The organism is Nocardioides sp. HB32 (assembly GCF_054058995.1).
On sequence record NZ_JBSSBS010000001.1, the window covers coordinates 2131474 to 2158390 of the forward strand.

General features: G+C 68.5%; 28 protein-coding genes and 1 other RNA gene. 10 read left to right on the plus strand and 19 right to left on the minus strand.

From position 1 onward, the window contains the following. The first annotated feature begins 10 nt into the window (after positions 1 to 10). The gene (locus ACVW2K_RS10835) at positions 11 to 2479 is read left to right on the plus strand and encodes a DUF262 domain-containing protein (protein ID WP_457202514.1); all 2469 of its coding nucleotides are present in this window, start codon (positions 11 to 13) and stop codon (positions 2477 to 2479) included. A 78-nt stretch (positions 2480 to 2557) separates the two neighbouring features. On the opposite strand, the gene ACVW2K_RS10840 is transcribed toward ACVW2K_RS10835, so the two are convergent. Next, on the minus strand, positions 2558 to 3127 hold the full coding sequence (locus ACVW2K_RS10840) for an RNA polymerase sigma factor (RefSeq protein ID WP_457202515.1): 570 nt from the start codon (positions 3125 to 3127) through the stop codon (positions 2558 to 2560). A gap of 123 nt (positions 3128 to 3250) precedes the next feature. On the opposite strand from ACVW2K_RS10840, the gene ACVW2K_RS10845 reads away from it, so the two are divergent. From ACVW2K_RS10845 to ACVW2K_RS10855, 3 genes are all read left to right on the plus strand, one after another. Beyond that, positions 3251 to 3613: a hypothetical protein gene (locus ACVW2K_RS10845; protein WP_457202516.1), complete on the plus strand. Its 363-nt coding sequence runs from the start codon at positions 3251 to 3253 to the stop codon at positions 3611 to 3613. Positions 3614 to 3630: 17 nt separating this feature from the next. Further along, positions 3631 to 3840, plus strand: a complete 210-nt coding sequence (locus ACVW2K_RS10850; protein WP_457202517.1) for a hypothetical protein — start codon at positions 3631 to 3633, stop codon at positions 3838 to 3840. 367 nt (positions 3841 to 4207) lie between these two features. Further along, on the plus strand, positions 4208 to 6310 hold the full coding sequence (locus ACVW2K_RS10855) for an AAA family ATPase (RefSeq protein WP_457202518.1): 2103 nt from the start codon (positions 4208 to 4210) through the stop codon (positions 6308 to 6310). A 232-nt stretch (positions 6311 to 6542) separates the two neighbouring features. Here ACVW2K_RS10855 and ACVW2K_RS10860 read toward each other — a convergent pair whose 3' ends face one another. Further along, positions 6543 to 7100 carry a hypothetical protein gene (locus ACVW2K_RS10860; RefSeq protein WP_457202519.1) on the minus strand — a complete coding sequence of 186 codons (558 nt, stop codon included), beginning with the start codon at positions 7098 to 7100 and terminating at the stop codon, positions 6543 to 6545. 429 nt (positions 7101 to 7529) lie between these two features. Between ACVW2K_RS10860 and ACVW2K_RS10865 the strand changes: the two genes are divergently transcribed. Then, positions 7530 to 8495: a tyrosine-type recombinase/integrase gene (locus ACVW2K_RS10865; RefSeq protein WP_457202520.1), complete on the plus strand. Its 966-nt coding sequence runs from the start codon at positions 7530 to 7532 to the stop codon at positions 8493 to 8495. 32 nt (positions 8496 to 8527) lie between these two features. On the opposite strand, the gene rnpB is transcribed toward ACVW2K_RS10865, so the two are convergent. From rnpB to ACVW2K_RS10920, 11 genes are all read right to left on the minus strand, one after another. Continuing rightward, positions 8528 to 8926: RNase P RNA component class A (gene rnpB / locus ACVW2K_RS10870), an RNA gene on the minus strand. A gap of 672 nt (positions 8927 to 9598) precedes the next feature. Beyond that, positions 9599 to 10861 carry an amidohydrolase gene (locus ACVW2K_RS10875; protein ID WP_457202521.1) on the minus strand — a complete coding sequence of 421 codons (1263 nt, stop codon included), beginning with the start codon at positions 10859 to 10861 and terminating at the stop codon, positions 9599 to 9601. A 7-nt stretch (positions 10862 to 10868) separates the two neighbouring features. After that, positions 10869 to 11504 carry a trimeric intracellular cation channel family protein gene (locus ACVW2K_RS10880; RefSeq protein WP_028637061.1) on the minus strand — a complete coding sequence of 212 codons (636 nt, stop codon included), beginning with the start codon at positions 11502 to 11504 and terminating at the stop codon, positions 10869 to 10871. Between the two features lie 46 nt (positions 11505 to 11550). Continuing rightward, complete coding sequence (ygiD, locus tag ACVW2K_RS10885; RefSeq protein ID WP_231496181.1) at positions 11551 to 12447, minus strand: 4,5-DOPA-extradiol-dioxygenase; 897 nt, start codon at positions 12445 to 12447, stop codon at positions 11551 to 11553. 181 nt (positions 12448 to 12628) lie between these two features. Then, positions 12629 to 14524 (minus strand): Na+/H+ antiporter NhaA, encoded by a 1896-nt coding sequence (nhaA, locus tag ACVW2K_RS10890; RefSeq protein ID WP_457202522.1) that lies wholly within the window; start codon positions 14522 to 14524, stop codon positions 12629 to 12631. Between the two features lie 335 nt (positions 14525 to 14859). Next, the gene (locus ACVW2K_RS10895; protein ID WP_457202523.1) at positions 14860 to 16095 is read right to left on the minus strand and encodes a TerC family protein; all 1236 of its coding nucleotides are present in this window, start codon (positions 16093 to 16095) and stop codon (positions 14860 to 14862) included. A gap of 49 nt (positions 16096 to 16144) precedes the next feature. Further along, positions 16145 to 16390 (minus strand): hypothetical protein, encoded by a 246-nt coding sequence (locus tag ACVW2K_RS10900; protein WP_457202524.1) that lies wholly within the window; start codon positions 16388 to 16390, stop codon positions 16145 to 16147. After that, positions 16387 to 16779 (minus strand): hypothetical protein, encoded by a 393-nt coding sequence (locus ACVW2K_RS10905; RefSeq protein ID WP_457202525.1) that lies wholly within the window; start codon positions 16777 to 16779, stop codon positions 16387 to 16389. The genes ACVW2K_RS10900 and ACVW2K_RS10905 overlap by 4 nt, the downstream gene beginning before the upstream one ends. Beyond that, positions 16776 to 17075: a hypothetical protein gene (locus ACVW2K_RS10910; RefSeq protein ID WP_457202526.1), complete on the minus strand. Its 300-nt coding sequence runs from the start codon at positions 17073 to 17075 to the stop codon at positions 16776 to 16778. The genes ACVW2K_RS10905 and ACVW2K_RS10910 overlap by 4 nt, the downstream gene beginning before the upstream one ends. Before the next feature lie 151 nt (positions 17076 to 17226). Continuing rightward, entirely contained in the window at positions 17227 to 19137 is a 1911-nt protein-coding gene (locus tag ACVW2K_RS10915) for an FAD-dependent oxidoreductase (protein WP_457202527.1), read from the minus strand. A gap of 67 nt (positions 19138 to 19204) precedes the next feature. Beyond that, entirely contained in the window at positions 19205 to 19354 is a 150-nt protein-coding gene (locus ACVW2K_RS10920) for a hypothetical protein (protein WP_155992023.1), read from the minus strand. A gap of 85 nt (positions 19355 to 19439) precedes the next feature. On the opposite strand from ACVW2K_RS10920, the gene ACVW2K_RS10925 reads away from it, so the two are divergent. Further along, entirely contained in the window at positions 19440 to 19934 is a 495-nt protein-coding gene (locus tag ACVW2K_RS10925) for a MarR family winged helix-turn-helix transcriptional regulator (RefSeq protein ID WP_457202528.1), read from the plus strand. A gap of 249 nt (positions 19935 to 20183) precedes the next feature. Here ACVW2K_RS10925 and ACVW2K_RS10930 read toward each other — a convergent pair whose 3' ends face one another. Together ACVW2K_RS10930 and ACVW2K_RS10935 are read right to left on the minus strand one after the other, a co-directional pair. Next, positions 20184 to 20591 (minus strand): (R)-mandelonitrile lyase, encoded by a 408-nt coding sequence (locus ACVW2K_RS10930; RefSeq protein ID WP_457202529.1) that lies wholly within the window; start codon positions 20589 to 20591, stop codon positions 20184 to 20186. A gap of 20 nt (positions 20592 to 20611) precedes the next feature. Next, positions 20612 to 21493: a helix-turn-helix transcriptional regulator gene (locus ACVW2K_RS10935; RefSeq protein ID WP_457202530.1), complete on the minus strand. Its 882-nt coding sequence runs from the start codon at positions 21491 to 21493 to the stop codon at positions 20612 to 20614. Positions 21494 to 21666: 173 nt separating this feature from the next. On the opposite strand from ACVW2K_RS10935, the gene ACVW2K_RS10940 reads away from it, so the two are divergent. The 3 genes from ACVW2K_RS10940 (at position 21667) to ACVW2K_RS10950 (ending at position 23803) form a co-directional block, all read left to right on the plus strand. Beyond that, complete coding sequence (locus tag ACVW2K_RS10940) at positions 21667 to 22686, plus strand: zinc-dependent alcohol dehydrogenase family protein (protein WP_457202531.1); 1020 nt, start codon at positions 21667 to 21669, stop codon at positions 22684 to 22686. 170 nt (positions 22687 to 22856) lie between these two features. Beyond that, positions 22857 to 23210, plus strand: coding sequence for a cyclophilin-like fold protein (locus ACVW2K_RS10945; RefSeq protein ID WP_457202532.1), 354 nt, complete (start codon positions 22857 to 22859; stop codon positions 23208 to 23210). Between the two features lie 5 nt (positions 23211 to 23215). Continuing rightward, the gene (locus ACVW2K_RS10950) at positions 23216 to 23803 is read left to right on the plus strand and encodes a sugar O-acetyltransferase (protein WP_457202533.1); all 588 of its coding nucleotides are present in this window, start codon (positions 23216 to 23218) and stop codon (positions 23801 to 23803) included. Between the two features lie 77 nt (positions 23804 to 23880). Here ACVW2K_RS10950 and ACVW2K_RS10955 read toward each other — a convergent pair whose 3' ends face one another. The 4 genes from ACVW2K_RS10955 to ACVW2K_RS10970 form a co-directional block, all read right to left on the minus strand. Then, positions 23881 to 24057, minus strand: a complete 177-nt coding sequence (locus ACVW2K_RS10955; protein ID WP_155992022.1) for a hypothetical protein — start codon at positions 24055 to 24057, stop codon at positions 23881 to 23883. Continuing rightward, the gene (locus tag ACVW2K_RS10960; RefSeq protein WP_028637049.1) at positions 24054 to 24281 is read right to left on the minus strand and encodes a hypothetical protein; all 228 of its coding nucleotides are present in this window, start codon (positions 24279 to 24281) and stop codon (positions 24054 to 24056) included. The genes ACVW2K_RS10955 and ACVW2K_RS10960 overlap by 4 nt, the downstream gene beginning before the upstream one ends. 128 nt (positions 24282 to 24409) lie before the next feature. Further along, complete coding sequence (locus tag ACVW2K_RS10965; protein WP_457202534.1) at positions 24410 to 25639, minus strand: cytochrome P450; 1230 nt, start codon at positions 25637 to 25639, stop codon at positions 24410 to 24412. Between the two features lie 42 nt (positions 25640 to 25681). Continuing rightward, the gene (locus ACVW2K_RS10970) at positions 25682 to 25930 is read right to left on the minus strand and encodes a hypothetical protein (protein ID WP_028637048.1); all 249 of its coding nucleotides are present in this window, start codon (positions 25928 to 25930) and stop codon (positions 25682 to 25684) included. A 228-nt stretch (positions 25931 to 26158) separates the two neighbouring features. Here ACVW2K_RS10970 and ACVW2K_RS10975 point away from each other — a divergent pair, with 228 nt between their 5' ends. Next, on the plus strand, positions 26159 to 26887 hold the full coding sequence (locus ACVW2K_RS10975; protein ID WP_028637047.1) for an ANTAR domain-containing protein: 729 nt from the start codon (positions 26159 to 26161) through the stop codon (positions 26885 to 26887). The last annotated feature ends 30 nt before the right edge of the window (positions 26888 to 26917 follow it).

Below are 26917 nucleotides of genomic sequence, written 5' to 3' on the forward strand. Positions count from 1 at the left end.
AGGACATCCCATGCCCACGCAGGCTAAAGAGATTTTCGAAGCGCAGAGCAAGAGCCTGCGCGAACTGTTGTCGGACAATGGTCTGGGCCTATACCTACCTCCTTACCAGCGACCGTACGGGTGGGGTAAGGACAAGGTTGAGAAGCTACTCGATGACACGCTCCACGGGCTAAAGAACCTCGGAGAGGCGCCCGACAGCTTTACCTTTCTCGGCACGGTTATCACGATTCACGACGTCAACCACGTCACGGTGCAGCCGATCGTGAAGCCAGAGGTGCCCTCGAAGGTGCTGACGGTGATCGACGGCCAGCAGCGCCTGTCCAGCCTGCTGCTGCTCCTCGTCAGCATCCACAACTTGCTTCGTCAACGCTCCTGGAAGGTGTTCAAGGGCAAGACGCCCGACCCTGAACAGGTCGCGCTTACGCACTTGTACGCAGAGACGATCACGATTCTGCAGATGCTGGGCACCGCCTTCTACGAGAAGAAGAACTTCGGAGACGCTCCGATCTATCCGCGTCTCATCCGCGCCTTCTTGGACCAGTGGGCGAAGATCGACAAGCTGAAGCAGTACCAGTCCCCGATCGCCAACCTGCAATATCTGTACTCGGTGCTAGCCGATGCGGAGCCCGCGACGCAGAAACCAACTGACTTCAGGCCCAAGGCGCGTCCGGGAGTTGGTGAGGGGGAGAGCGACCTCATCAAGCGGTTCAGCGAGATCCGGACGGCACTCACCAAGCTTGCGCAGCGCAAGCCGATTGAGGAGCTTGAGGATCTGCCACCGCTCTCGACGCTGGCGACCGACATCGAGTTCCAACGGGCGCTCTTCAACCACGAACTCGATCCCCAGCTGTGTGCTTGGCTGCAGACGCTCGAGGACGAGCCCGAGGCAGAATTGATGCGCCTCGTGATGTTCGCTGCCTACGTCCTCAACCGCATCGCGCTCACGGTCGTGCAGGGGAAGGACGAGGACTACGCCTTCACCATCTTCGAGTCGTTGAACACTACCGGCGAGCCGCTGACTGCCTTCGAGACGTTCCTTCCACGAGTCGTCATGGCGGAGAAGATCCAGGACTACCAGGACTCGGACGCTCACGAGTACATGGCGTCTGTTCAGAACTACCTCAACCGCTACGACGTCGGGGACAAGCTCCAGAACGCCACCCGCGAGTTGCTCGTGACCTTCGCCCTGGCCGAGACTGGCAAGAAGCTCTCCAAGCGGCTCTCCGACCAGCGCGTCTACATGAAGGACACTTTCGATCGTCACAAGGATGACGACGACGCTCGGAACGCCTATCTACGGCACCTGAGCGACACAGCGACATTCGTCGGCGCCACATGGGATCCCGCGGCGGGGGCAACTCGACAACTGGCGGGGTTGCCTACGTCAGCGATGACCGACACGGTCAAGCTATGCCTAGCATTCCTGAAGGACCTCAACCACACGATCGCCATCGCACCGCTCGTGCGCTTCTATGCGGAGGCGGTCCTCGCGGAGGAAGGTGAGGCGCGGGACAAGCGCATCGCTGAGTTCGAGACCGCGATTAAGGCGATCACCGCCTTCACGGTTTTCTGGCGGGCAACGCGTCGAGGCACCGGGAATATCGACAGCCAGTACCGGGCGGTCATGTCTGGCGACTCGCTCACTGGCATGGGTCCGTTGGCCCGCCAGTGGGCAGCGGTCGATGCGTCGAAACCTGATCCGGTCGTCGACGCCGCAGCGCTGAAGAAGGAACTCGCGACCCGCCTGTCCGACCCAGCGCACGGCGGTATCGCAAATCTGGCTTCGTTCCTGGCAGCGGCGTCCGACCTGCCGCTGTACACGATCAGTCGCCCACTGACCCGTTTTCTGCTGCTCGCCGCTTACCACGACACGATCGAAGATCCGGGCAACGCCGGCCTGATCATCCCGGGGAAGGTCGGCGTTGCGTCCTGCCTCACTTCGGATGGCTGGTCTGATGAACGCAACTTCACGATCGAGCACGTCGCTCCGAAACAGGAGACGGGCGGGTGGGACAAGGAGTTCTACAGCAGCAAGGAAATCGTGCACCGGCTAGGCAACCTGGTACTGGCTCCGGGCGACGCGAACAGCTCGCTCAGCTCCCGGCCTTGGACAGAGAAGAAGGTCCTATACGCCGCACTCGGCGCTCCGAGCCATGACGAGGCGAAGTCCATCCTGGACGGTTCGGGGCTGACGTTCGCCCAATCCACGGCCGAGCTAGCGCAGATGTCGCACCATCTACCGCACCTGCGGGCACTTGGCCAGCGCTCGGAAGAGTGGGACCCACCCTTCATGGATCAGCGCGCCGACGTCCTGCTTCGGCTGGCGTACGGGCGCCTGAAGGACTGGTTGGGTCTGGAGTGGTCGGAGTCCAAGGGCGACTCTGTGGTGCCTGTTGGGACGGAGGCCGACAGCGAAGACTACGAGGCCGGCATCGACGAGGACACAGCCGAGGGCGAGGCCCTGTCGATCGTGGGCTAGGGGGTGGCGCTGGAAAGGCTGCCAGCACCCCGCGCGACATCGTTGCGGAGGGCGCCTGGGCGTGTGCTCACTGGACGGTCAACGAAACCGATGATCCGACAGGTAGACGTGCTGGTGACCGGACTGCAGGGCCGCCACCAGGTCGGGACGATCCGCCAACGCGTCGCGCATCCGCGCCTTCGCCCGTGCCACCCGCTGGTCGATCGCGGCGCGGCTGACGCCGTATTCGGTGGCCAGGTCAGCGGCCGACACCCCATCCACGAAGCGTCGCCGCAGCACATCGGCATCCGCCGCTGGCACTAGGTCCAGCGCCGCCTTGCAGACGCCATCGCCAACGACCGCAAGCGAAGGCGTTCCCGCGGCCCGCAGCGTCGCCATCAACAACGCGACTGGATCGTCCCCGCCTTCGCCGAAGTTGTCGGCGGGCTTTCGTATGCCCTGCCGCAGGTGGTCGATCACCGCGTTCCCGGCCGCGCGCTGCAGCCACGCCGCGGGGTTGTCGGGTTCGTCGGTGCCGGGCCAGGCGCGCAGGTACTTGAACAGCACGTCTTGCGTCAGGTCGTCGGTGGCATGGGCATCCAGCCCAGCCCGACCGGCCTGTGCGCGGACGATCTGCTGGGCCAGCGTCATCAGATCGGCGTGGTCCATCGCAGACAGCATAGGAAGGTTGGCAACCCCATACTGCGCGTCTGTCAGATCCCGTTCCGGTTCCGCGTCGGTACTTTTGACCCCGCCAACCGGTGGCGGGCAGCGACGCACCGGGGGCACGACGTGACCTACAAATTCAAAACCGCCAACGCCGACTTCATCACCGACTTCCTGGCCGTCGGGGGTGACCTAGACGTGGATAACCAGCAGGCCATCCAGCAGGCGGTGGAACTTGTCGACGTCGCAAGGGTTACCCACGTTCTGGACGTCCGTCTGGAAGCCAACGACAGCTATCTGTGGGGCCATATGCCCGACGTCCACTACCTGTGGGACGGCCAGGACGACGCCGGACAGACCGTGTCCGGCGCGTGGTGGGAACGCACTACCGACTGGGTTGTCCAAGCCATCACGTCCGGCGTCGGGTCCTGGTGCACTGCCACATGGGCATCAACCGAAGCCCCAGCGTCGCCTTCGCCGCGCTACTGACCCTGGGATGGCAGCCCGTGGACGCCATGACCGCCATCCGGTCCGCCCGCCCGATCGCGAACGCCTGGTACGCCGAACAGGCGCTGACCTGGCACCTGGCCCGCACCCACACGCCCCCGCCGCTAGCCACACGTGCATGCCGTCACCTGGCCGCCTGGCGACGCGAACACCCCCTGGACGTCGTACGCGTCATCAGGGACGTCCGCGACCGCAACAACGACTGGTGACCTAGTCCGGTCGGCGCACGCCATGACTACCAACCTGACTACCAGCGACCGCGAAACCGCTGAAACAGCTGGCGTCGTCAGGAAACAAGATCAGGCCGCAATGCGGACTGACCAGGGCGGACAGCGGCCCGCCGGGAACGCCGCGAAACGTCCTGAACGCGGAGTCGGCGGGCCCAATGCCCAGAAACCGCAGGTCGCACGCTCCCAGAGTAATCGGACCGAGACATCGGAATCCGGGGCTCCGAACTCGCTGGCAGCGGCCGACGTACGGCCCAGCAGCGTACTCGGATGTGCGGTCCCCACCGCGTCGTCGAACGTAAGGTGTCGCCGTAACCGCCAATAACATTGTTCCTGAGCCAGTCGACAGGTGCAGGTGACTCCGGGCGAACTGATCGGCCTAACGGCGCAAGGGGAACTGATGGACCATATTAAGCCAGCTAATCGGGTCGACCCACGCATCTTGGGCGTGCACATCCCTGCGTACAAGAACCTGCGAGACGTCTGGATCCCTTGGCGCTCAGGTCTCGCACTGGTAGGGGCGAACGGCAGCGGAAAGACCAACATCCTCGAAGCGCTAGCGCTCCTGATCGGCACTGAGGCGACCCTGCGACGGGGCGCAGCCCGAATGGACTTCTCGGCCGCCCCAGGCATCTCCCTCGTGCTGGCAGAGGACCACCACCGCATGCCCCTGCATGATGAGCGCGCGCTCCTATTCGACCCCGAGGACTGGCCGGGTACGGACTACGAACAGCTCAGGGCCGACACCGAGTGGTGCAAGGCGACAGAATTCGATCCAAATTCGACAGATTGGGCCGCAGCCACGGTTCGCTACACGCTTCAAAGCATCGATGAGCAGAACTTCAGGCGGGTCTTCGCGCGCACCCTGCTGTCCGCCACGTTGGACACGTCACTAGCGATGGCTACCGACCCTGGCGTCTTGACGTTGTCCCCGACGATGCGCCCACCGGCCTCCCTGCAGTGGCTCCCCGCTGGCCGCTCTGAGGAGGAGGTCCACAACGAGCTTCACGACCAATTCATCCGCGCCCTGCCGAAGTTGGAGCTGTTGGTGAAGAGCCTCGACGAGGTACTGCCGGTGGCTGCCACGCCGGAGGACCCGAGCGGGTCAGCCCACTGGCTGCTCCATGAGCTGGCAGCCAGAGCAGGGGCGACGGAGTTGGCAGCTACTGCGCCAGACGTGATCCTCGAGAGCGAGGGCAGCAATGACGCAGACTGGCGCATCGGAGTGCGGATGGGCGGCCGAGTCGTCGACCTCGGGCTTGTGGGGGCCGGCACAGTGCTGGACCGACTTTCTGCTGGCCAGCGTCGGTGGGTAGACGAGGCGTTGGCCAGCATGTCTCGCGAGCTGAATGCGCTGACCTCACGTGCCGAGCTCTTCGCAACATTCGTGGGGAAACTCCCTGATGACCTGCTAGAACGAGCAGTCTTGGATCATCCAGAGGCGGACCTGCAAATCGTTCGTGACGAATTTTGGGACAGGCAAACCTTCGACGCGCTGTTGGGCGCGCTCGAGCCTGCGCTGGTTGAGAAGGCCGCGACGACATACAAAACCGACCCGATGAGCCAGCAGCTGACCAGAGTGCTGATGCCCTACTTCACAGCCTTGGACTCACAGCTTGTGGTGCGGGTCATTGACGAGCCCGAGGCGCACCTCCACCCGAAAGCTGAGCGGTCTGTCGCTGCCGCGTTGGAGACTCTGCGAAACTCAGGCGAGGACATCGTGATCGCTTCGCACAGCGCCGCTTTCGTTGACCGCCCGGACTGGCGCACAGTTCACGTGCGTGACGGGCGGGTCCACGTTGTCGATGACGCGACGGCTGTCGTGCGAAGCGAGTTAGCACGTGACCTCGGCATCACCCGAGGTGAGTTGTTGGCCGGCATCGCGCACATTTTGGTCGTCGAGGGCGAGCACGACCAGGTGGTGTTGGAGACCCTCTTCGGTCCGTCGCTGAGGGCCGCAGGAATCGCGATCATTCGCATGTCAGGAACTCACAACATCGGTTCAATGGCGGATCTCGACTTCGTCGAGCGGTACGTGGACGTCGATCTGACTGTGATGCTCGACAACGTCCGTCTCGGGCGGATGGATACGAACGACGCGACGCCAGAAGAGAAGAAGTTGCGTTACCTCCGCAGGGAGGCGCGTCGACGGGGCCGAACGTTCGCCGAGATCCCGCTGGAGCGACCCGACATCGTTTGCTACCTCAGCGAGACGGCCATCCGTCTGGGAGCCCCTGGCTTCCCTGGCTGGCGTCAAGTCCTCGCCACGCGCCCCAACAAGCCACACACGTTTAAACCGTGGCTGAAGCATCGGTACGGCCTTGACCTGACGACGACTCGGCATGTTGCCGCTGTGGCGCAGCACATGAAGGACCAGGGACTTCGCCCGGCGGGTGAGCTGGAACGGGAAATCAGTGCCCTAGTGGCGAAAGTCAGCGGGCTGACTATTTGACTCGTGACATCCCGTCGCGCCAGCAGGACTGCAGTGACAGCGCTCGGATGAGGGCCGCGAGCCAGGCGCTGGGTTCTCGCAAGCTTTCGGAGCAGATGTGATGGAGCGAACGACCGCCTGGCGCGCTCATGTGCTCGCCTCGACGCAACCGAGCCAAACGCGGCCGAGACCAGCGCGGCACCCTCGGTCGAGGCGACGTGAAACCTGACGGCCCCTCAGTATCGTAGGTTCGTCAGTACGCGTACAGCTCTCTGATCCGAGCTCCAATGGCGTCTTGCGCTACTTCAAGATGGTCAGCCATCGACTCGAATCGACGGATGGCCTCGCTCCGCATGGAGGCGTCGTTCGTGCCGTCGCCATCCGGAGTCAACTGGGCAGATTTGCATGAGCGGTGGAAGTCGTCGAGGACTCGTCTGAGGTCAGCTGACGGAACCCGGGGTTTGAGGCGCAAGAAGGAACGACCAACTTCAAGACTCTTCTCGCCTCCCGCTTCGTCCGGAAGAAGAGGCGCCCCCGCTTTCCAAGACCCGGTGGCTCGGTAATGCATCTCATCCGAGTTGTGCCCGATCCCGACTTGTCGAGCCATCATCACGATCACGTCTTGAAGCTCGAGCAGGGCGGCAACCTCAAACTCGTCGCGTCGGTCTTGCCGTGCGATTGCTCGGAGGTCGTCTCGTTCGTTCTTTGCAGCTTTGATTCCCAAGCGCGTCCGCCACGCGTCGGCGAACATGCCCAGAGCGAAGGTGCCGACAGCGCCAGCGGCTGTGAGTGCGATAGTCCAGGTCGTCATCGTGACGCCAGTGTGGCGTATGCCAGCGCGGCAACCCCCGGGCGAAACGGGTGCAGAGCTTACGAATGCCCGCGACCACCAGCTCGCTCGCGAACTGAGTATCGGCGACGAGGTGGTTCCAACGGGTCGGCATGGGGTCTCTAAAAGAGCCTTGACGGCTCCTGGTGACCCAGAAGCCTAGTAGGCCCCTTCCTGTCGTTGCGCCCTACCGCCACGGTCGCCGTTCGCCCACGCGCCCCACGCGCCCGTGGGTCAGCCACTGCTGAGACACTCCCGCACCCCAAATACGATCATGGGATTTGAGGGCCGATGGCGAGTGTGAACAGGCGTCCGAACGGACGTTGGCGGGCACGGTATCGGGACTCGGACGGACTCGAACACGCTCGACACTTCATCGAGAAAGAGGATGCCCGGCGGTGGCTGGACGAGATGACCGCTTCGATTAATGGTCGGCGACACCTCCACACCGGCATAGGCCGGATCACGTTGCGTGCTTACGCCGAGGAGTGGCGGTCGATGCGGCTTCACCGCCCGAGTAGCACCGCGCACGTGGAGACGGTGCTGCGACGTCACGTCTACCCGACGCTCGGCAGCCGACGGCTCGATACGATCGTGCACTCCGACATTCAGGCGTGGGTGCAGACGCTCAGTGTCACCAACGGGCTGGCACCATCGACCGTGCGGGTCATCCACGGAATCGTCTCGTCTATCTTCCTCGCGGCGATCCGGGACCGAAGGCTGGCGACGAATCCGTGCGAGGGCACGCGCCTTCGTCAGCGGGAGCGGCGACTGGTGGTGCCGCTTCGGACCGAGCAGGTCGCCCGGCTCCGAAACGAAGTTCCCCGCGAACTTCGAGCACTCGTAACCTTCACAGCCGGTACCGGGATGCGCCAGGGCGAGGTGTTCGGGGTGACCCGTGACCGGCTGCGGCTCGACACGACCGATCCGGTGGTGATCGTGGACCGTCAACTCCGCACCCTGCCTGGTCCGACGACAGCGTTCGGGCCATTGAAGACGGCGGCGAGCCGCAGAATCATCCCACTGCCGCAGGTGGTGGTCGAGGCGCTGGACCAGCATCTGCGCGCCCGCGAGGTTGCCGAAGATGGCCTGGCGTTCACGCTCGCTGGCGAGCCGATCGTGCGCTCGGCGTTCGGTCATGTGTGGCGGCCAGCCGCGAAGTCGGCGGGGCTGAGCGAGTTGACGGGAACGGGCATGCACGCCCTGCGGCACTACTACGCGTCACTGCTGATCCGCTACGGCGAGTCGGCGAGGACGGTGCAGGCCCGTTTGGGGCATGCGTCCCCGAGTGAGACGTTGGAGACCTACGCGCACCTGTGGCATGACTCGGACGACCGCACGAGGTTGGCGATCGATGCCGAGTTGGGACGGCGTTGAGGACATTCAACGCCGCGTGAGGCGGGTTGGTGCGGATGGGCTGGCGCGTAAGCCGGGTTCTGTACTCCCGAAGGAGTGGCGACCATCCATCTTCGACGCCGGTTGCCCGTCGTCTCTAGCGGTCTACCCGCGTACTCGGGCGGGCCGCCCTCGAACGCACGCGCGTCCAGTGCCCGAGGGCTCCGAACTTCTTGACCTTGCTCCGGGTGGGGTTTACCTAGCCGGACCGGTCGCCCAGTCCGCTGGTGGTCTCTTACACCGCCGTTTCACCCTTACCTCTCCCCGCGGGAGCGAGAAGAGGCGGTTTGCTTTCTGTGGCACTGTCCCGCGAGTTTCCCCGGGTGGCCGTTAGCCACCACCCTGCCCTGTGGAGCCCGGACTTTCCTCGAAGCCTTCCCGAAGGAAGGCCACGCGGTCGCCCGGCCAGCCCATCCGCGTTGGCAAGCATAGACCTTGCTCTCGAAGTGACACGACGCGTCGGGTCGGGCCTTTCGCGAGGCTTCCGCTCGTGTTGCTGCGTACCAGCGACTGGTGACACCCCGACGCTGCCGCACTCGCGCAGGCAATCGCCCGAAGCGTCGCAGCCAGCAGGTGGCCAGGGCAGCCGCCGCAGCAGGCGGACGCGACGTCCTCACTACCGATCTGACTACCAAAGACGCCGAAACGTCGCGAAACACTTGGCAACCAGGTGCGCCTGGACTGCGCCCCACTGACGGGCCCTGGCTGGGCAAAGGGTGATCACGCGGCAACAGGGTGCGACACGAGGAACATGGAGTCAGCGGGCTCATAACCCAGAGGTCGCAGGTTCAAATCCTGCCCCCGCTACGCGATGGAGTGGCCCTCACCATTGATGGTGAGGGCCACTTCTGTTTGTGCGACCATCCACACGGTTTGGCGCCCGACCAGTCACATCCGAGAAGCAGGCTTCGCTCCTTGCAGTGGCGGAGGTGGACCAGGCCTGATGTGGTGGTGCATCCCGGGCCGCCGTACCTGGGCGGTCCGCCCGCCGCTGCCCAGGTGCTGGGGCTACCTACGACCCCGAGACGACCTGTTCCGGCGAGGGTGCGCCTCGACAGGGCCCATCCAGCGAACCACTTCCTGGGTCAGTCTGCCGACGGACTGTGCTGCAGCCAGGCCATGGCGGCGACGACAAGCGCTTGCGTCCCGGTGTCCAGGGTCGGCTGGAGGACCGGAGCGAAGGTGGCGGAGTGGTTGACGGGGATGTCGTCGGTGATGCGGCCGGCCTCCTCCGCGGCACGGTAGGCATCGGGGTCGGTGCCGCCGAAGAACCAGTAGGTGTACGGCGCGCCGAGGGCGGCCGGGATGTCGCTGAAGTCTTCGCTGGCGCTCTGTGCAGGCAGCTCGCGGGCGCGGTGGCCGAAGAAGTCCGCGAAGGCGGCGGCGACCCGGCCGGTCACCTCGGGATCGTTGCGGGTCAGCGGGTAGCGGTCGAACAGCTCGAACTCGGGGTCCGCCGGCGAGCCGGACGCCGTGCACTCCGCGCGCACGATCCGCTCGATGGCTTCGAGCACCTTGGTGCGCGTCTGCTCGTCGTAGGTGCGGACGTTGAGCTGCAGCACGGCGCGGTCCGGGATGACGTTGCTCTTGGTTCCGGCTTGGATGCTGCCGACGGTGAGCACTGCGGTGTCGGTGGGGGCTACTTCGCGGGCGACGATGCTTTGGAGCCGGACGACGATCATCGCGGCGAGCACGACGGGGTCGACGGCCGCTTGGGGCATGGACCCGTGCGCGCCACGACCGTGGACCGTGACCCGCATGCTGTCCGCCGCGGAGAGCGCGGGCCCGGGCCGGGTGCCGAGGGTCCCGGCGGGGAACGGGAGCACGTGCTGGGCCATCGCAACGTCGACACTGCCGACGAGCTCGACGAGGCCGTCGGCGACCATGCCACGGGCGCCGTCGGCGGCCTCCTCGGCGGGCTGGAAGAGCGCGACGACCGTGCCGGACCACTGCTCGGGGGCGTCGCTGAGCAGCGTGGCGGCACCGAGGAGGCAGGTGACGTGTACGTCGTGACCGCACGCGTGCATCGTCGGCGTCCCGTCGTCGGTGACCTGGGTGCTCGCATAGGGGAGGCCCGTGTCCTCGCGCACGGGGAGTGCGTCCATGTCGGCGCGCAGCAGCACGACCGGACCTTCGCCGTTGCGGAGGATGCCGACCACGCCGGTGCCTCCGACCTGCTCGTGCACCTCGTACCCGGCGTCTCGCATCCGCCCGGCGACCTGACCGGCGGTCCGACGCTCCGCGTGCGGCAGCTCGGGATGTGCATGCAGGTCGCGGTAGAAGTCCTCCTGCCAGCCGCGCACGGTCGCGAGACCGTCCAGGACGGCGGTCACTGGGGCGTCGGTCATGAGTCCATCATGCGCCGCGCCTGGTCCTCGGGGGTCCGGGGGCGTCGAGGCCCAGGACGACGCCGAGCATGCGGATGGCGAAGCAGGTCCCGGCTGCGACGAGCGCGGTCGGGAGCGCTGGGGTTCCCAGCTGTGCACCTCCGGCGGCGATGAACGCGCCGACCAGGGCCGGGATCGCGTAGAGACCGCTGGTGAGGACGGCCGGGACCTCCCGGATGAGGACGTCACGCATCGTGCCGCCGCCCACCGCAGTGATCGCCCCGAGGATGGTGGCCTGGGCGACACCTACGTCGAAGTCCATCCCCTTGAGTGCGCCGCTGACCGCGAACAGGCTCAGACCGGCCGCGTCCAGGATCACGATCGCGTTGGAGATGCGGTCGAGGCCGCGGCCGAAGGCGAACGCGACCAGGCTGCCGGTCGCGGCGACCGCGAGGTAGCGCCAGTCGCGGAAGGTCGCCGGGGGCAGGGCGCCGAGCAGGATGTCGCGGACCATGCCCCCACCCAGCGCCGTGAACATGCCCAGGGTCAGCACGCCGACGATGTCCAACCGGGCGACCCGGATGGCGGTCAGCGCGCCGTTCAGCGCGAACGCGAACACGCCGGTCAGGTCCAGCACCAAGAACAGCGGCGACGACGTGTCCACCTCGTCCCCCTACCCGGCGCTCAGGAAACCAAGCAGAGGGGCTCGCCTAGATGTTCGACCCGTCGGGCGGTACGTCAAGAGGCGGCTGTGGGGATCCACCGGCCGGCGAGGTCGCCGGGGAGGACATTCCGATCGTGTAGGCGGTCATCGACAGGGACCCGTAGGCGTATCCGTCGACGAGCACCCGGGTGTCGCTGGACTGGCCGGCGGCGTCGGCGAGCCCGGCGAGGTAGAGCGCGGGGATGAAGTGGTCCGGGGTGGGGACGGCGTGGGCGTAGTCGCGGTGCGCGTCGAGCGCCGCGAACCCCGTGGGGTCGTTGAGCATCTGCTCCTTGGCGGCCTCGTCGAAGCGCTGCGCCCAGTCGTAGCCGTCGTCGGCGAGGTTCCAGTCCATGCCGCGCAGGTTGTGGACCACGTTGCCGCTCGTCACGACCAGGACCCCGCGTGACCGCAGGGTATGGAGCTTCGCACCCAGGTCGAGGTGGTAGTCCAGGGGCTTGTCCGCGTTGATGCTCAGCTGCACCACGGGGATGGAGGCGTCGGGGAACGCGTGCACGAGCACCGACCAGGTGCCGTGGTCGATGCCCCAGCTGTCGACGTCAGCCCCGACCCAGGTGGGGTGCACGACGTCGCTGATCTCGGCGGCGAGCTCGGGCATCCCCGGGGCGGGGTAGTCGACGTCGAACAGCTCCTGCGGGAACCCGTAGAAGTCGTGGATCGTGCGGGGCCGCGGCATCGCGGTCACCGCGGTCGCGTTGATGTACCAGTGCGCACTGACCACCAGGATCGCGCGGGGCCGCGGGACGGACTGGCCGAACGCCCTCCACGCGGCGGTGTAGCGGTTGTCCGACAGGGCGTTCATCGGGTTGCCGTGTCCGAAGAACGCCGCCGGCATGATCGACGGCCCCCCGGCTGCCTGGACGTTCGTGCTCTGGTCGCTCACGCTCGGATCCCGCCTCTCGATGCCATCACGCGTCCTCCGGAACCACGGCCCGTGCGCGTTGTCGCGAGGCCTCCCACGGTGGTTACCCGTGCCAGTCTGCCGCGCGCCGGACAGGTCTGGGAATGCCATGTGTACGCCGACGAGGCTCGGCACCGCCCGGTGTGGGCGCCGGGCTACCGGTTCACCGGCTCTCGACGGGCCCCGTTCCAGCACCGGCGGAGTTCCGGGTCGCCCAGAGTGCGCGCGTGATCGTTTCGGCGTCGTGTGGGCCGGTGTGCCGCACGCCGTTGATGAAGAACGTCGGGGTTCCTCGGGCCCCGCTGGCCTCGGCGCTTGCGATGTCCTCGCGCACCCGGGAGGCGGTGTGGTCGGCCTCGAGATCGCGGAGGAACCGTTCGACGTCGAGTCCGAGTTGCCCGGCGTAGCCAGCCAGGTCCTCGTAGTCCAGGTCGGCTGCGTGGGCGAACAGTGTCTCGTGCATGTCCCAGAAGCGTCCTTGGGCCTGGGCTGCGACGGCGGCTCGGGCGGCGAGCTCGGCGTGCGGGTGCACGTCGGCCAATGGGAGATGGCGGAACACGTAGCGGATGCCGTCGCCGAACCGGGCGCGCAGCTCGTCGGCCACGCCGGTGACGGCCGCGCAGAAGGGGCACTCGTAGTCGCCGTACTCGACGAGGGTGATGGGGGCCTCGGCCGAGCCGCGGATCGGGTCGCGGTCGGGGTCCACCGGCGGGTCCAGGCGCCGGGGTAGGTCGGCGTCGGTCTGGCCGCGCAGGACCGCCGCGGCGCGGAAGGCGACCCAGCCGGCGGCGGTCGCGAGCACCGCCGCGACCAGGATGCCGACCACGGCCCGGCCGTGGTTCATGGGATCGGGGAACGCGAGGCCGGCGATCAGCAGGGACACCGTGAACCCGATCCCCGACAGCGCGGCGCCTCCCGTCACGTGACCGAACCCGACGCCCTGCGGCAGCTTGCCGAGCCCAGCGCGCACCCCTGCCCAGGACGCCAGCGTGATGCCGACGAGCTTGCCGACGACCAGAGCAATCGCCACGGCCCAGGTCAGGCGTGAGGTCAGCGCGTCGGTCAGGACGCCGTCGCGCAGGTCGACCCCGGCGTTCGCCAGGGCGAAGAGGGGGACGACGACGAAGCTGGCCCACGGATGCAGCCGGATCTGCAGGCGTTCGTTGACCGACACCGCACGCACCAGCTCACGGTGAGCGGTTCTGCCGGCCTCGACGCCCGGCGACTGGCGAAACGCGCGGAAGCGCCTGACCGCGCGTTCGACGGCATCGCGGCGCGGGAGATGGGCAGCGATCAGCAGGCCGCCGAGCATGCCGGCGATGGAGGCATGCAGGCCCGCGTGCAGCGTCGCCAGCCACAGCCCGAGGCCGGCCAGCAGGTAGGGCATCGCGGGCCAGACGCCGTAGCGGCTCATCAACGCCATCACCGCCGCGAACACCGCCATGAGCACCAGCCCCGAGAGGCGCAGGGAGTCGCTGTAGAACACACCGATCACGCTGACCGCCACGATGTCGTCGATGACCGTGAGGGTCAGGAGGAAGACCCGTAGCTGCGTGGCCAGGCGTGGCCCGACTACGGCGAGAGCGCCCAGCATGAACGCGGTGTCGGTCCCGATGACCACGCCCCACGCGCCGTTCGCGTCGCTCGGCGCGAGCAGGAGGTATCCCAGAGCCGGGATGGCCAGGCCGCCGATCGCGGCGATCACCGGGATCGCGGCCCGCCGAGGGTCGGTCAGCGCGCCGACGGAGAACTCGCGGCGCACCTCCAGGCCGACCACGAAGAAGAAGACCGCCATCAGGCCGTCGTTCACCCAGTGGGCTAGGTCCATCGACAGGTTCCAGTCCGCCACCGAGATCGAGGCAGTGGCCGACCACAGCGAGACGTACGACTCCGACCACGGCGAGTTCGCCCAGACCAGCGCAAGCGCGGTCGCGGCGAGCAGCAGTCCCGCGCTGCCGGCCTCCGTGCTCAGGAACTGCCGCACGGGTGCCGCGAGCTGGACCAACAGGGAGCGCCGGACGGCCGGCGTCTCGTGCTGGCCGGTTCCGCCCCGGATCATGTGCGGGCCGCCTGCTCCGGCCGGCGCTCGGGCCGCCCCTCAGCGCTGAGTCCGGCCGCGCGTGCGCCGGCGGGTCCGCCCACACGTGCGTTCCCCGAAGTCGTCCCGCTGTCCGCGCCGCGGCGGTCAGCGGCACCGCCGTCTGCGGCACGGCGGTCTGCAGCACGGCGGTCTGCGGCGAGGGCGGTGGAGACGACCCCGGTGAGCAGCAGACCGGTCACGGTCACCACGAACACCACTAGCGCCATCATTTCAAGGAATCCGTGCACGGTGGGTCCTCCGTTCCGTGTTGTCGACGTTCGCCCTGGCCATGGCGGGCTTCGGGCGGTGGTCGGTCATGTCGCCGAGCCGATGATCCTGGTCGGCCCGACGGGTGATGCCTCGCCGCGCTCGACCGCCTCGTCGTGGCTGTCGCGGGCGCGCTCGAGGAGCGCCATGAGCTCTGGTTCCTGGCGGACCGTGTCCCGGTACTCGGGTCCGAGGGCGAGGAGCTGGTCGCGCTCGGCGAGGAGGAGTCGAAAGATCCGCTCCCGCTCGGCGGGGTCGGTGGTGTATTCGGAGTCCAGGTACGCCGTCGCGTGCCGGCGGGCGTTGCCGATGGCGGTCTGCGCACGGCCGGCCGGACTGAGCAGGGACGCGGCGACGGTCACGGCCAGCACGCCGATGATCACGCTCAGCGACACCGCGGTGGTGATCTCCACGACGGGCACCGGGCGGCCGTCGTTGATGGGCGCCAGGTCGTTCTCGTGTAGCGCATGGAGGATCAGCTTGATGCCGATGAACCCCAGGATGGCGGCCAGGCCGTAGGAGAGGTAGATCAACCGATCCAGCAGGCCCTCGATGAGGAAGAACAGCTGGCGCAGACCGAGCAGCGAGAAGGCGGTGGCGGTGAACACCAGGTAGCTGCTCTGGGTGAGTCCGAAGATCGCCGGGATGGAATCGAGCGCGAAGAGGATGTCGGTGCCGCCGATGGCCACCATGACGAGCAGCATCGGGGTCATCGCACGCCTGCCCTGGTGAACGGTGACAAGTCGGTCGCCGTCGTAGTGGTCCGTGGTGTGGATGAACCTGCGCGCCAGCCGCACGACGATGTTGTCACCGGCGTGCGACTCCTCCCCGTCGGGCTTGACCATGTTGCCCGCCGTGAGGATCAGGATGAGGCCGAAGAGGTAGAAGACCCAGGCGAAGGAGTTGATCAGCGCCGCGCCGAGGAAGATGAAGCCGGTGCGGGCGATGAGCGCAAAGGTGATGCCGAACAGCAGCGCCTTCTGCTGATCCTCGCGAGGCACCCGGAAGCTGGCCATGATGATCAGGAACACGAACAGGTTGTCGACCGACAGGGCCTTCTCGGTGACGTAGCCGGCGAAGTACTCCGACCCGGCCGTGCCTCCGCCGAACACGAGCACTCCGAACCCGAAGACCAGCGCGATCCCCACGTAGAGCGCCGACCAGGTCGCAGCCTCGCGCAGCGAGGGCACGTGAGCCTTGCGCACGTGGAAGACATAGTCGAAGGCGAGGAGCGCGACGATCGCTGCAACGGTCAGGCCCCACACCCAGGCCGGCACGCTCATGGCACTCCGATCCTCAGCTCGCCGCAGCGGTACCCGGCGCTCTGGACGGTCATGAGGCGAGCCGCCGTACGGCGTCGTCCCAGTCGACCGGCGCCCCGGGGGCGAGCAGGCCGGTGACGTGTGCCGGGTCCCGCTGCTCGAGCTCCTCGAGGTAGGCCTGGCGCCGGTCGACGAGCTCGAGGACGTCGGCCGTCGGGACCGATCCGGGGAGCGCGCGGCGCGCGTGGAGCGCGTGGAGCGCGGCCTCGGTCTCGCGCCACGCGTCCCACAGCTGCTCGTCGGTGAGCTGGCTCAACGGTGATGCCGGCACGTATCCCGGAGCCATGGGGCGAGCCCACGCGTCAGCGCGTCCAACGTCCGCGCCGTACGCGACGGCACGGCGGCCATGCGGTCGCGTGCTGTCAGAACGCCGGGTGCGCTCCCGACCGCCATGATCACGATCAGCAGGAGGCCCGCGCCCAGGGCCTCGGCGTGCCCGACCACCGCCGCCGAGACGGCACCTGCGGCGACCGCGGTCAGACCGGCGCGGCGGCCGCGGCGGCGCAGCGTCCAGACGGCACCGGCGACGGCGCCGAGCAGGAACATCACGGTGGTCGGGACCCGGGTGTGCTCGATGCCAAGCACGAGGCCGCGGGCCACCAGGATGGAGACGGCGGCGGTCCAGATGAGCCGGTAGGTCTTCATCGCTGCCTGCCAGCGTTCGCGTACGCGCGGGCCGCGTGAACGGTGGGGTCCGCGTCAGTGGGTTCAGCCTCGAGCCGTCGCTCGCCGGCGGCGGCCGCCGCTGCGGCGTCGTCGTCCCGGGTCCTCTCGGGGCCGCGGTCATCGCGGTGATCGCTGGCGCGGGCATCGGGCGCTGGCCGGGTCGGGCTGTTGTCGTCGCCGATGAGGCCGGCTGCGGCGAGTGTGCCGATGGTGAGGACGGCGATGATCATCGCCGCGGTCGCTACGAACCAGATCATGTAGCCGTTGTCGGACATGGTGAGTCCTCCTCCGTTCTGCCAGTGGGTAGGGAGACCTCGGGGCACCTAGGGTGCCGGGAGGTGGGGTTCAGGGTGCGGGCACGGTCGGTGCCGGCGTTGCCCTCGGCCGCTGTGCGAGTCGCGGCTGTCGAGGGCAACGCCGGGTGGTTCAGGCGTCGACCGGTGCGCGCGCCGCGTCGTTGGCGACTTCAGGAACAGCCTCGCGCGCGGCGTCAAGGCCGGTGTCAGAGCCGGTGTGGTTGGCGGCCTCACGCCCGGCGAGGTGGCCGAAGACCAGGCCGAGGGAGATGGTTCCGCCAGCGCCTCCGTAGAACCCCTTGGTCGGTGCGCCGCCGGCGTTGCCAGCGGCGTACAGGCCGGGAATCGGTTTGCCGTCGGTGTCGAGCGCCCTGCCCAGGGCGTCGGTGCGCGGACCTCCGACGGTGCCCAGCGCGCTGGCCTCGACCTTGAGCGCGTAGAACGGCGCGGTCTCGACCGGACCGAGCACGCTCGACCGCGGGCTCTTCAACACCGGCCGGATGATCTTCGCCAGCGGACCGACCACCAACGAGCGGACCCGCTCGGGGTCGTCGGCCTTCGCGACCCGGCCGGCGAGCCTGCTCACCAGCGGCCCGATCGCCGCGGCCACCAGCCCGCGGACCTTCGCGGTCGCGGCGGGGAACATCGCGTCGGGCGAGTACTTGCCCAGCCGGGGGTGGAAGTCGCCGAAGTACCGGTCGAAGAGGGTCTCGCCGCGACCGAACTGCAAGTCCCGGCCGCGCCGGGCGTCGGGGTTGAACCGTTCGACAGTGCGCTGCAGGCCATCAGGGTCGACGCCGATCTGGCTCGCGAGCTCCGCGAGAGTGTTGGCCCGGTGCAGGTAGTCCGGGACCTCGCCGCCGGGAGTGACTCCGAAGATGCCGAACTTCTTCCAGTAGGTGTGGTCGAAGACCAGCCAGGCCGTCGCGTTCGGCATCAACCCTGTCCGCGGGTCGACCTCACGCATGATCCGGCCGAACTGGTCGTAGGCGAGCGCCTCGTTGGCGAATCGCTCGCCGTCGGCGTTGACCATGATGCTGTGCGGCAGCGCCCGCTCGCCCAGGAACACGCGGCTGAGCGGCTGTCCCTCCAGCTCCTCGCCAGGCAGTTGCACGCCGGGCATCCACCAGGCGTCCTCCATGCCGGTCAGGTCGGCACCGATCTCCTGCGCGAGCTGGACCGCGATGCCGTCGTGGCCCTTCGGGGAGACCTGCACACCGAACGGTGCGTCCAGGTAGGTGGTGGTCTTCTCGTCCGAGCTCTCGAAACCACCGCTGGCCAGCACGACGCCCCGGCGGGCCCGGACCTCGTGCTCGACGCCCTCGGCGCGGACGACGACACCGTGCACCCCTGCCTCGTCGGTGACCAGCCGGACCGCCGGTGCCTCCACGCGCACGTCGACCCCGTTGCGGAGCCCGGCCTCGAGCAGGGCCCCCACGAGTGCCGGACCCGCGAGCCACGCGTCCTTGACGCCGATGCCGGCGAGCAGCCAGAACGGCAGCGGGTTCTTGGCCATGCCGGTCGTCAGAGCCGGTCGCACGTACTTCGCGGCCTCGCCCAAGCCGGCGGGTGAGTACGGGCCGGGGAACAGCGCGCGCCCCACGGAAGCGCCGTCGATGTCGGAGCGGTAGTCCGGCCAGATGGTCGGGATCCATCCGAAGGCGGTGTGCTCCTCGATGTAGCGGGCGACCTCGGGTCCGGTTTGCAGGAACTGCTCGACCAGCGCGTGGTCGAGGACCTCTCCGCGGCCCTGTCCGTAGATGTAGCGGCGGGCCTGGTCCAGGTCGTCGTCGACGTTCAGCGCCTCGGTGGAGAAGCCGTGGTTGGGGATCCAAGCCGCACCGGCGGAGATGCCGGTGGCGCCGCCGACGACCTCACGGGACTCCACGACCACGACCTGGGCGCCCTCCTTCGCGGCGGTCAGCGCGGCGATGAGGCCGGCCCCGCCGGAGCCGACGATCACCACGTCGACCTCGCTGGGGATGCCCTCGCGGGCCACCGGCCCGATGGAGCCACGGTGCTTGACGGAACTGCTGCTCATCTTGTCCTCCTTCGTCTTCCTCTTCGTGTTCGTCTTCGACTGCGAGCCCGGCGCGGTGTTGCGCCGGTCACCAGTTGGCCGGCGGGTCGCTGGCCGGGAACGAGCCATGACCCCAGATGTCGACCACGTCGTCTTCAGCGACGTCGCTGACGAGGGTCCCGATGTCGATGGCGGTCTCGGCCGCGAACTCGGTCGGGGCGACTGTGCCTGTCGTCATCGGGACTCCTTCTGCACTAGCGGTTGATGTTTCAACCATAACAGTTGGACTCATCAAACCAAAATGGTTGGGCTAGTCTCACTACATGAGTGATGAGAGCCGAGCAGAGGCGGTGGTCGCCGCGGCGGCCGTCATGGAGCGGGCCGTGCCGATGGTGGTGCGCTGGTTCACGCGAAGCGATGTCCGACGGGCCATGCTGGCGGACGCCGAGCCCGCCCTGTCGGCCACGGACGCGTGGCTCCTGGGCCGCATCACCGACACCGGACCGGTGCGCCTCTCCGCGCTCGCCGACTGGCAGGAGGTCGACCGGTCGACCATGACGACCCAGGTGCGCCGGCTCGAGTCGATGGGCCTGGTCGCGAGAGCCACCGACCCGCTCGACGGCCGCGCCGTCCTGGTCAAGGCCACTCGTCCTGGGGCAGCCCGCCACCGACGGACGAAGCAGACCGCGCGAGCCGTCTACGAGGAGTTCCTCTCCGACTGGTCCGAGGACGACCTACGTCAAGCGGCCCACGTCGCCGCGCGCCTCGTCACCGCCCTGGAGCACCGCTCGACCACCGGCGGGCACGGATCGCGGTGACCTGGCACCGGACCGCCATGAGCAACGGGCGGCACCTGCGCCGCCATTCGCCTTGTGAGGCTGGGGAGGAGCGACGTTCGACGTCGTGAGCGAACACCGGCGAGCTCCTGCTGCCACACAGGCAGAAGGGCACTCAGACGCTGACTGTGAGGGCCCTTCGCACGGGCGGAACACTCCGCCGCCAGCCGTACGCTCCCAGCCGGATCGTCAAGAGCCGGAGCCCGTCAGCATGACGTCCAGGTAGCCCGATCAGTGCTGATCGCGCTGGGTGTACTCGTCCTCGGTGACGTGCTCGAGCCAGGTCACCACGTCGCCGTGGTCGTCGGCTTCCTGGATGGCGACGTGTGCCATGAAGCGGCCGGGGGTGGCGCCGTGCCAGTGCTCCTCGCCGGGCTCGATGTAGACCACGTCGCCGGGGCGGATCTCCTGTGGCCGGCTGCCGCGGCGAGCGACGTACCCGATGCCGTCGGTGACGTAGAGGGTCTGTCCCTTGGGGTGGTGGTGCCATGCGGTGCGGGCGCCGGGTGTGAAGCGGACGTGGGCGCAGCCGACCGCGGACTGGTCGTCGGGGTTGCGGATGCCGTCGATGTAGACGTCGCCGGTGAACCAGTCGGCGGGACCGGTCGCGGTGTCGGTGGAGCTGCGGGTGAGCTTCATGGTGGTGGTGGAACTCCTCCCTAGGAGTGGTCGCTGGGGATGGACGCGTGCTCCGATGCCGCCCAGGAGGCGAGCAGCCGGAGGCGTTCGGCGGAGGGTGATCCGGGTTCGGCGGTGTAGACGAGGAGGACGAGTCCGGGCTCGGCGGTGATGGCGAGCTCCTCGTAGGCGAGGCTGAGCTCGCCCACGATGGGGTGCTGGAATCGTTTGGTGCCGGTGCCGTGGGTGCGGACGTCATGGGCCGCCCACAGGCGGCGGAACGTGTCGCTGCGGGTGGAGAGCTCGCCGACGAGGTCCTGCAGACCCCGGTCGTGTGGGTCGCGGCCGGCCTCGGAGCGCATGATGCCGACGCACATCTCGGCGAAGAGCTCCCAGTCGGGGTAGAACTCGCGCGAGGCGGGGTCGAGGAACTGGAACCGGGCCAGGTTCGGGGTCCTGCCACCGTCGCCGATGACAGGCGAGTAGAACGCCCGGCCCAGGGTGTTGGTCGCGAGCAGACTCTGGTGCGGGTCCCGGACGAACGCCACGCCGTCGGTGATGGCCTCCAGCGCCCACTGCAGGCTGAGCCGCGACGCGGCCTTGGTCGGCGTACGACGCCGTGGCCGGCCGCTGGTGGGGATCCCGTCGGCGGCGCGGGCGAGGTCGTAGAGGTGGGCGCGCTCGGTCTCGTCGAGCTGGAGTGCGCGGGCCAGCGCCTCCAGGACGCTTGCGGAGGCGCCGGCGATCTGCCCGCGCTCGAGCCGGGCGTAGTACTCCACGCTCAGGCCGGCCAGCGTCGCGACCTCGCTGCGCCGCAGGCCCGGCACGCGGCGGCTGCCGGTGGTCGCGAGGCCGACCTGGTCCGGCGTGATGCGCGCGCGCCGGGTGGTGAGGAACTCGCGCACCTCTTGTCGGTTGTCCACGTCGTCGAGCCTAAGCCGCTCGACGCCGCGATCACGGCCTCGAGGGGTGCCCTGCCAATGCACCCCTCGACAGTGACTCCTACACGCGCGGAGGAGCGTGTTCACTCGTCGGGGTGCGGCGGAGGCCGCCGAACCAGCAGTAGGACCAGCACCGAGAAGAGGAGACCAACGCCATGCGCCAGGTAGTCATGCACGCACCCGGGGACGTGCGGGTCGAGGACCGCGCGGACCCCGTCATCATCGAGCCCACCGACGCGATCATCAGGCTGAGCGCCACCTGCATCTGCGGCAGCGACCTGTGGCCCTACCGGGGCGCTGAACCGGTCGAGCACCAGGTGATGGGCCACGAGTACGTCGGCGTGGTCGAGGCGATCGGCGACGAGGTCCGCACCATCGAGGTCGGCGACTTCGTCGTGGGCTCGTTCTGGGCCTCCGACAACACCTGCGAGATCTGCCGCGCCGGCTACCAGGCCTACTGCGTGCACCGCGTGCTCATGGGCACCATCGGCACCCAGTCCGAGCTGGCCCGGATCCCGCTCGCCGACGGCACCCTGGTCGCGACGCCGGGCATGCCCGAACCCGACCTGATCCCGTCGCTCATGGCGGCGTCCGACGTGCTCGGCACGGGCTGGTTCGCAGCCGTCGCGGCCGAGGCCGGGCCCGGCAAGACCGTCGCCGTCGTGGGTGACGGCGCGGTCGGCCTGCTCGGCATCCTGGCGGCCAAGCAGCTCGGCGCTGAGCGGATCATCGCCTTCAGCCGGCATGCCGACCGTCAGACGCTGGCGAGGGAGTTCGGCGCCACCGACATCGTCGAGGAGCGCGGCGAGAACGGCGTCGCGAAGGTCAAGGAGCTCACCGACGGTCTCGGCGCACACTCGGTCATCGAGGCCGTCGGCACCCAGGAAGCCATGATGCAGGCCATCCACTCCACCCGCCCCGGCGGGCACGTCGGGTTCGTCGGCGTCTCCCACGACGTCGCGATCCCCGGCGACGAGCTGTTCATGGCCGGCGTCCACCTCCACGGCGGACCCGCGCCGGTCCGGCAGTACCTGCCCGAGCTCATCAAGCTCATCTGGGACCGCGCCATCGACCCGGGCAAGGTCTTCGACCTCACCCTCCCGCTCGACCGCGCCGCCGAGGGCTACCAGGCCATGGACCAGCGCACCGCCACCAAGGTGCTCCTCCTGCCATGACCGTCACCGCCCGCGCACGTCCGACGGCGACCGGACTGGCTCTCGCGGTGCCGATCACCCTCGGTGCCTGTGCGTCCGCAAGCCCTGAGGCTCCGAGCCCCACCGGGAATCCGACAACCGGCGACCGGACCGACAGCCCCGAGGCCGCCCCGGCCGGAGAAGAGACCATCATGCGGATCGGCATCAGGATCGGCGACCAGCAGTTCACCGCCACGCTCGATCACAGCGCCGCCAGCGTGGACCTGCTCGCCCAGCTGCCCGTCACCATCGAGATGATCGACCACGGCGGGGTGGAGAAGACCGGACCGCTGCCCGGGCCGCTGTCCCTCGAGGGCCAGCCCGAGGGTGCGGACCCCGAGATCGGCGACCTCGGCTACTACGCGCCGGGCAACGACCTCGTCCTCTACTACGGCGACCAGTCCTACTTCCCGGGCATCGTCGTCCTGGGCCGTCTCGACGACATCGCCGCGGAGCGCATCGCGGCGCTGGACGGTGCGGTCACCGCCACCCTCGAGGCCAGGTGACTTCGATGCAGCTCCGGGAGTTTCTCCAGCACGTGAACAGCGGCGCGCTCATCGAGGGCGGGTCCGCCCACCACGAATTCATGCATGATGCCGCACAGGAGGCGTTCCAGATCACGGCGGAGCTCAACTCCGGGTACCACGACCCGGACGAGGTACGCGACCTCCTCGGCCGGCTCACCGGCCGGCCGGTCGACGACTCGGTCACCGTCTTCCCGCCCTTCCACAGCGAGTTCGGCAAGAACCTGCACCTCGGCAAGGACGTGTTCATCAACCTGGGCTGTCGCTTCCAGGACACCGGCGGCATCACCATCGGCGACGGCACCCTCATCGGGCACGGCACCACGTTGACCACGCTCAACCACGCCATCGATCCTGACCGCCGCGCCGACATGAGCCCGAGCCCGGTGCTCATCGGACGCCACGTGTGGCTCGGCGCCGGGGTCACCGTGCTGCCCGGCGTCTCGATCGGCGACGGCGCCATCGTCGGCGCCGGCTCCGTCGTCACCAAGGACGTGCCCGCGGACACCGTCGTCGCGGGTGTGCCCGCCAGGACCATTCGCGCCACCGGATACGACACGACAGCGTCCGCCTGAGCGTGCTGCCCGTCTCCGCAGATCCGGGCGGTCGGGCGCCGGGTCCGTGTGAGGTGTCGCGGTCCAGCCGGGGGAGCTCAGGCCCCGTTGGTCGCCTCGTGCCAGTCCCAGTGAACGCGGGGACAGCCGCGCTCCGAGGGCACGAGGGCGCCGCACACCCGACAGGCCAGGAGGCTGGTCGCCGATCCTTCCGGCAGGACGTCGAAGATCTCCAGCTCGTCCGGCTCGGGAGCAGTCGTCCCGGACTCGCTCATGCGCCTTGACCCAGTGGCTCGATCTGCCCGCGCTCGACGAGCTCCTCGAGAGCCCGCTGGCATCCCGACTGCCAGCGTCCCTGGTCGTCCTGGAAGGACACGACCGGCTCACCCTCGCAGCCGGCCTCCTGGGAGCCCTCGGCGCCGTGCCACGAGCACTGTCCGTCAGCGGCGCTGGAGCCGGCCGGGTGAAGCTCGGGGTCGTAGGGGTAGGACGTGTTCATCCACGACCGGTACCCGTTCGTCCGGCACGCACGCGGCGTCCGGCGGCGCGTCGACCCGGCCCGGACGGCGATCCGGGTGTCGGTCGCCGGAGCTGCCGGGATCCGTTGCCCTCACCTTGCCGTCGAGGTCAGACCGTCGTGCGCTCGCGCGGTCGGTGGAGCAACAACCCGTGACGGGGAAGCGCTGGTGCCCGGGTCGTGTCCAGCTGCTCGGCAGGGTCGCCGTACCCGTAGTCGAGTCTGCGTGCGAGCAGCTCGGTGCCTGCTTTCATCAGGGCGACGGTGATCGGTTCGCCCGGGCAGCGGTGGTGGGTCTGCGGCTCGCCGCCTCCCTGCGGGACGAAGGCGAACGGCCCGGGCGGGTCGCCATGGAACCGCATCGGGTCGAACCGGTGCGGGTCCTCCCAGGTGCGATCGTCGTGGTCGGTGCCGTAGAGGTCGAGAAGCACCCGTTGGCCCTTGCCGAAGTGGACGCCGTGCCACTCGAAGTCCCGGCGCACCCGGGTGATCGCCGCAGGGAAGAAGGGGTAGAACCGCCGTACCTCCTGCACGAACGCGTCGTCGAGGCTGTTGTCTGCTCGCAGGCGGTCGCGCCACTCGGGATGGTCACGCAACGCCTGCCCGACCAGGGTGAGGAACACCGAGACCGCCACCGTCGGACGGAGCAGGTTGAGCAGCTCGACACCGGCGATGCGGGCGGGCAGCAGGTCACCGGCCGGTGTCCGGTACGTCGCGACCAGCGCCACCGGCGAGTCGGGAACCAGTGGTGCACCAGGTGCCCGGGCATCGTTGATCAGGTCCTCCGCCCAGCGGTCGGCGAGCCGGCGGGCCACCACGGAGCGTAGGTGGCGAGGGGCGAGCGCGCCGGCATCGTCGAAGAGCGACACCAGCTGACGCGTCCGCGGGCCCAGCTCGGCCTCGGAGAGGGGAATGCCAGCCCATTCGCACACAGCCAGGACCAGCACCCGTTGGAACTCGGGGTAGAGCGCGACCGTGTCGCGCGTGGTCCATCCCTGGATCTGTTGCTCCAGGTGCTTGGTGAAGGCTGCGACCAGCCCCTCGACCTGCTCGCGCTCCATGAAATGGCTGAACAGAGCCTTGCGGTGTCGATGATCCGGCCCGTCGAGGCCCTGGACCCCGCCGCGACCGAAGAGTGTCAGCTGCAGCGGCAGGGGCGCCGCTCCGACCCTGGTGAACCGGGCCTCGTCATAGAACAGCTCGGCCGCCCTGGGCCCGGTCACGCACACCGCTCGCCTGCCCAGGAGGCGGGTCTCGAAGGCGTCTCGGCCGGTGAGCCGAGCGCGCCGGCCGATGAACCCGTACGGGTCCCTGAGCAGCGACAGAGTGTCGTCGGACATCGTCACCCCCTCACGCTCGGAGACGGGCCGGGTCCCGCGGCGTCACTCGGTACCTTGCTGTGGGCTGGTGTTGTCGGTACCGCCCAGGTTCCGCAGGAACTCGTGGCAGCGATGGGCGCGGGTGGAGTCCTCCTCCATGACCTGCCGGAAGAACGCGGCGATGTCGGCCTGGCCGGCGTTCTCTGCGTCCCGGACGTACTGGCCGTAGTCGTGGCCTGCCTTGAGGGAGTGGTACTGCACCGAGATCAGGTCGTAGGTGACGTCGTCGAAGCCGGTTTCGCCGGTGGCCATGATGATCCTCCTCGTCGTGTGCTGACGCGATCCGGTTCCCTCTGCTCGGGGCGGGCATGCCTGGGAAGATGGCCTCGAGCGGCATGGACATCTCGACGACCGGGTACCCGATCGGCGGCGTCCCGGTCTCTGCCTCGAGCAGGAGCGGTCCAGTATCCTGACAGGGCTCGCTCGGGTCCCCTGAGCAACAGCGGATGTCGTCACGACCCGGGGATTGAGGAGACGCACATGTGCGCTGATCAGCGTGGGAGCCGTCCGGCGATCAGTGATGATCTTCTCTCCTCATTGGGTGAGCTCGCCGAGGTGATCCAGACCCGGGGCACCCTGGGGGGCGTGCTGGCCGACATCGCCGAACTGGCCACCACCTCGGTGCCCCGCTGCGACGCGGCCAGCGTCGCGCTGGCGGTCAACGGTCGTCCGACGACGGCGTCGGCGACTGCACGGGTGGCTCTCGAGCTCGACATGGTGCAGTACGACCTCCATGACGGACCCTGCCTGAAGACCTTCCGAACCATGGAAGGGCTGCGGCTGGACCTGGTGGGCCTGGAGGAGGTGCTGCCGCACTTCGCCGTCGCCGCGCGCAAGCTGGGCGTCACCAGTGTCCTGTCGACCCCGGCGATCTGGGGCGAGGAGCCCGTCGCCACGCTCAACCTCTACAGTCGCAGTGGCGTCTTCGACGAGACGGCGGAGGCCGTGGCTGCTGTGCTGGCCACGCAGGTCACGATCGCTGTGAGCCGCTCTCCGGAGTTCGCGGCTGCCCGCGGCGTTGTGGAGCAAGCCCAGCGGGACGCCGACGACCAGGCCGACATCAGCGTTGCCACGGGGCTGCTCATGGCAAGCCAGACGGTGAGCGCTGAGCAGGCCGCCGGCCTGCTGCGACGAGCAGCCCTGGACGACGAACAGACGATCCTCCACATCGCGCAGCGGATCATCCGACAGCACCGCACCACGCTCTGAGCTCGGTGGGCTGACCAGGCGGGGAGCTCG

Coding starts and splice junctions, on each gene's coding strand:
- ACVW2K_RS10945 (WP_457202532.1), top strand. CDS start 22,857: ATGCGGATCGGCATCAGGATCGGCGACCAGCAGTTCACCGCCACGCTC.
- ACVW2K_RS10875 (WP_457202521.1), bottom strand. CDS start 10,861: ATGACCGACGCCCCAGTGACCGCCGTCCTGGACGGTCTCGCGACCGTG.
- ACVW2K_RS10860 (WP_457202519.1), bottom strand. CDS start 7,100: ATGACGACCTGGACTATCGCACTCACAGCCGCTGGCGCTGTCGGCACC.
- ACVW2K_RS10960 (WP_028637049.1), bottom strand. CDS start 24,281: ATGAACACGTCCTACCCCTACGACCCCGAGCTTCACCCGGCCGGCTCC.
- ACVW2K_RS10940 (WP_457202531.1), top strand. CDS start 21,667: ATGCGCCAGGTAGTCATGCACGCACCCGGGGACGTGCGGGTCGAGGAC.
- ACVW2K_RS10930 (WP_457202529.1), bottom strand. CDS start 20,591: ATGAAGCTCACCCGCAGCTCCACCGACACCGCGACCGGTCCCGCCGAC.
- ACVW2K_RS10905 (WP_457202525.1), bottom strand. CDS start 16,779: ATGAAGACCTACCGGCTCATCTGGACCGCCGCCGTCTCCATCCTGGTG.
- ACVW2K_RS10970 (WP_028637048.1), bottom strand. CDS start 25,930: ATGGCCACCGGCGAAACCGGCTTCGACGACGTCACCTACGACCTGATC.
- ACVW2K_RS10920 (WP_155992023.1), bottom strand. CDS start 19,354: ATGACGACAGGCACAGTCGCCCCGACCGAGTTCGCGGCCGAGACCGCC.
- ACVW2K_RS10975 (WP_028637047.1), top strand. CDS start 26,159: ATGTGCGCTGATCAGCGTGGGAGCCGTCCGGCGATCAGTGATGATCTT.
- ACVW2K_RS10865 (WP_457202520.1), top strand. CDS start 7,530: ATGACCGCTTCGATTAATGGTCGGCGACACCTCCACACCGGCATAGGC.
- nhaA (WP_457202522.1), bottom strand. CDS start 14,524: ATGATCCGGGGCGGAACCGGCCAGCACGAGACGCCGGCCGTCCGGCGC.
- ACVW2K_RS10955 (WP_155992022.1), bottom strand. CDS start 24,057: ATGAGCGAGTCCGGGACGACTGCTCCCGAGCCGGACGAGCTGGAGATC.
- ACVW2K_RS10950 (WP_457202533.1), top strand. CDS start 23,216: ATGCAGCTCCGGGAGTTTCTCCAGCACGTGAACAGCGGCGCGCTCATC.
- ACVW2K_RS10835 (WP_457202514.1), top strand. CDS start 11: ATGCCCACGCAGGCTAAAGAGATTTTCGAAGCGCAGAGCAAGAGCCTG.
- ACVW2K_RS10840 (WP_457202515.1), bottom strand. CDS start 3,127: ATGGACCACGCCGATCTGATGACGCTGGCCCAGCAGATCGTCCGCGCA.
- ACVW2K_RS10910 (WP_457202526.1), bottom strand. CDS start 17,075: ATGTCCGACAACGGCTACATGATCTGGTTCGTAGCGACCGCGGCGATG.
- ACVW2K_RS10895 (WP_457202523.1), bottom strand. CDS start 16,095: ATGAGCGTGCCGGCCTGGGTGTGGGGCCTGACCGTTGCAGCGATCGTC.
- ACVW2K_RS10965 (WP_457202534.1), bottom strand. CDS start 25,639: ATGTCCGACGACACTCTGTCGCTGCTCAGGGACCCGTACGGGTTCATC.
- ACVW2K_RS10915 (WP_457202527.1), bottom strand. CDS start 19,137: ATGAGCAGCAGTTCCGTCAAGCACCGTGGCTCCATCGGGCCGGTGGCC.
- ACVW2K_RS10925 (WP_457202528.1), top strand. CDS start 19,440: ATGAGTGATGAGAGCCGAGCAGAGGCGGTGGTCGCCGCGGCGGCCGTC.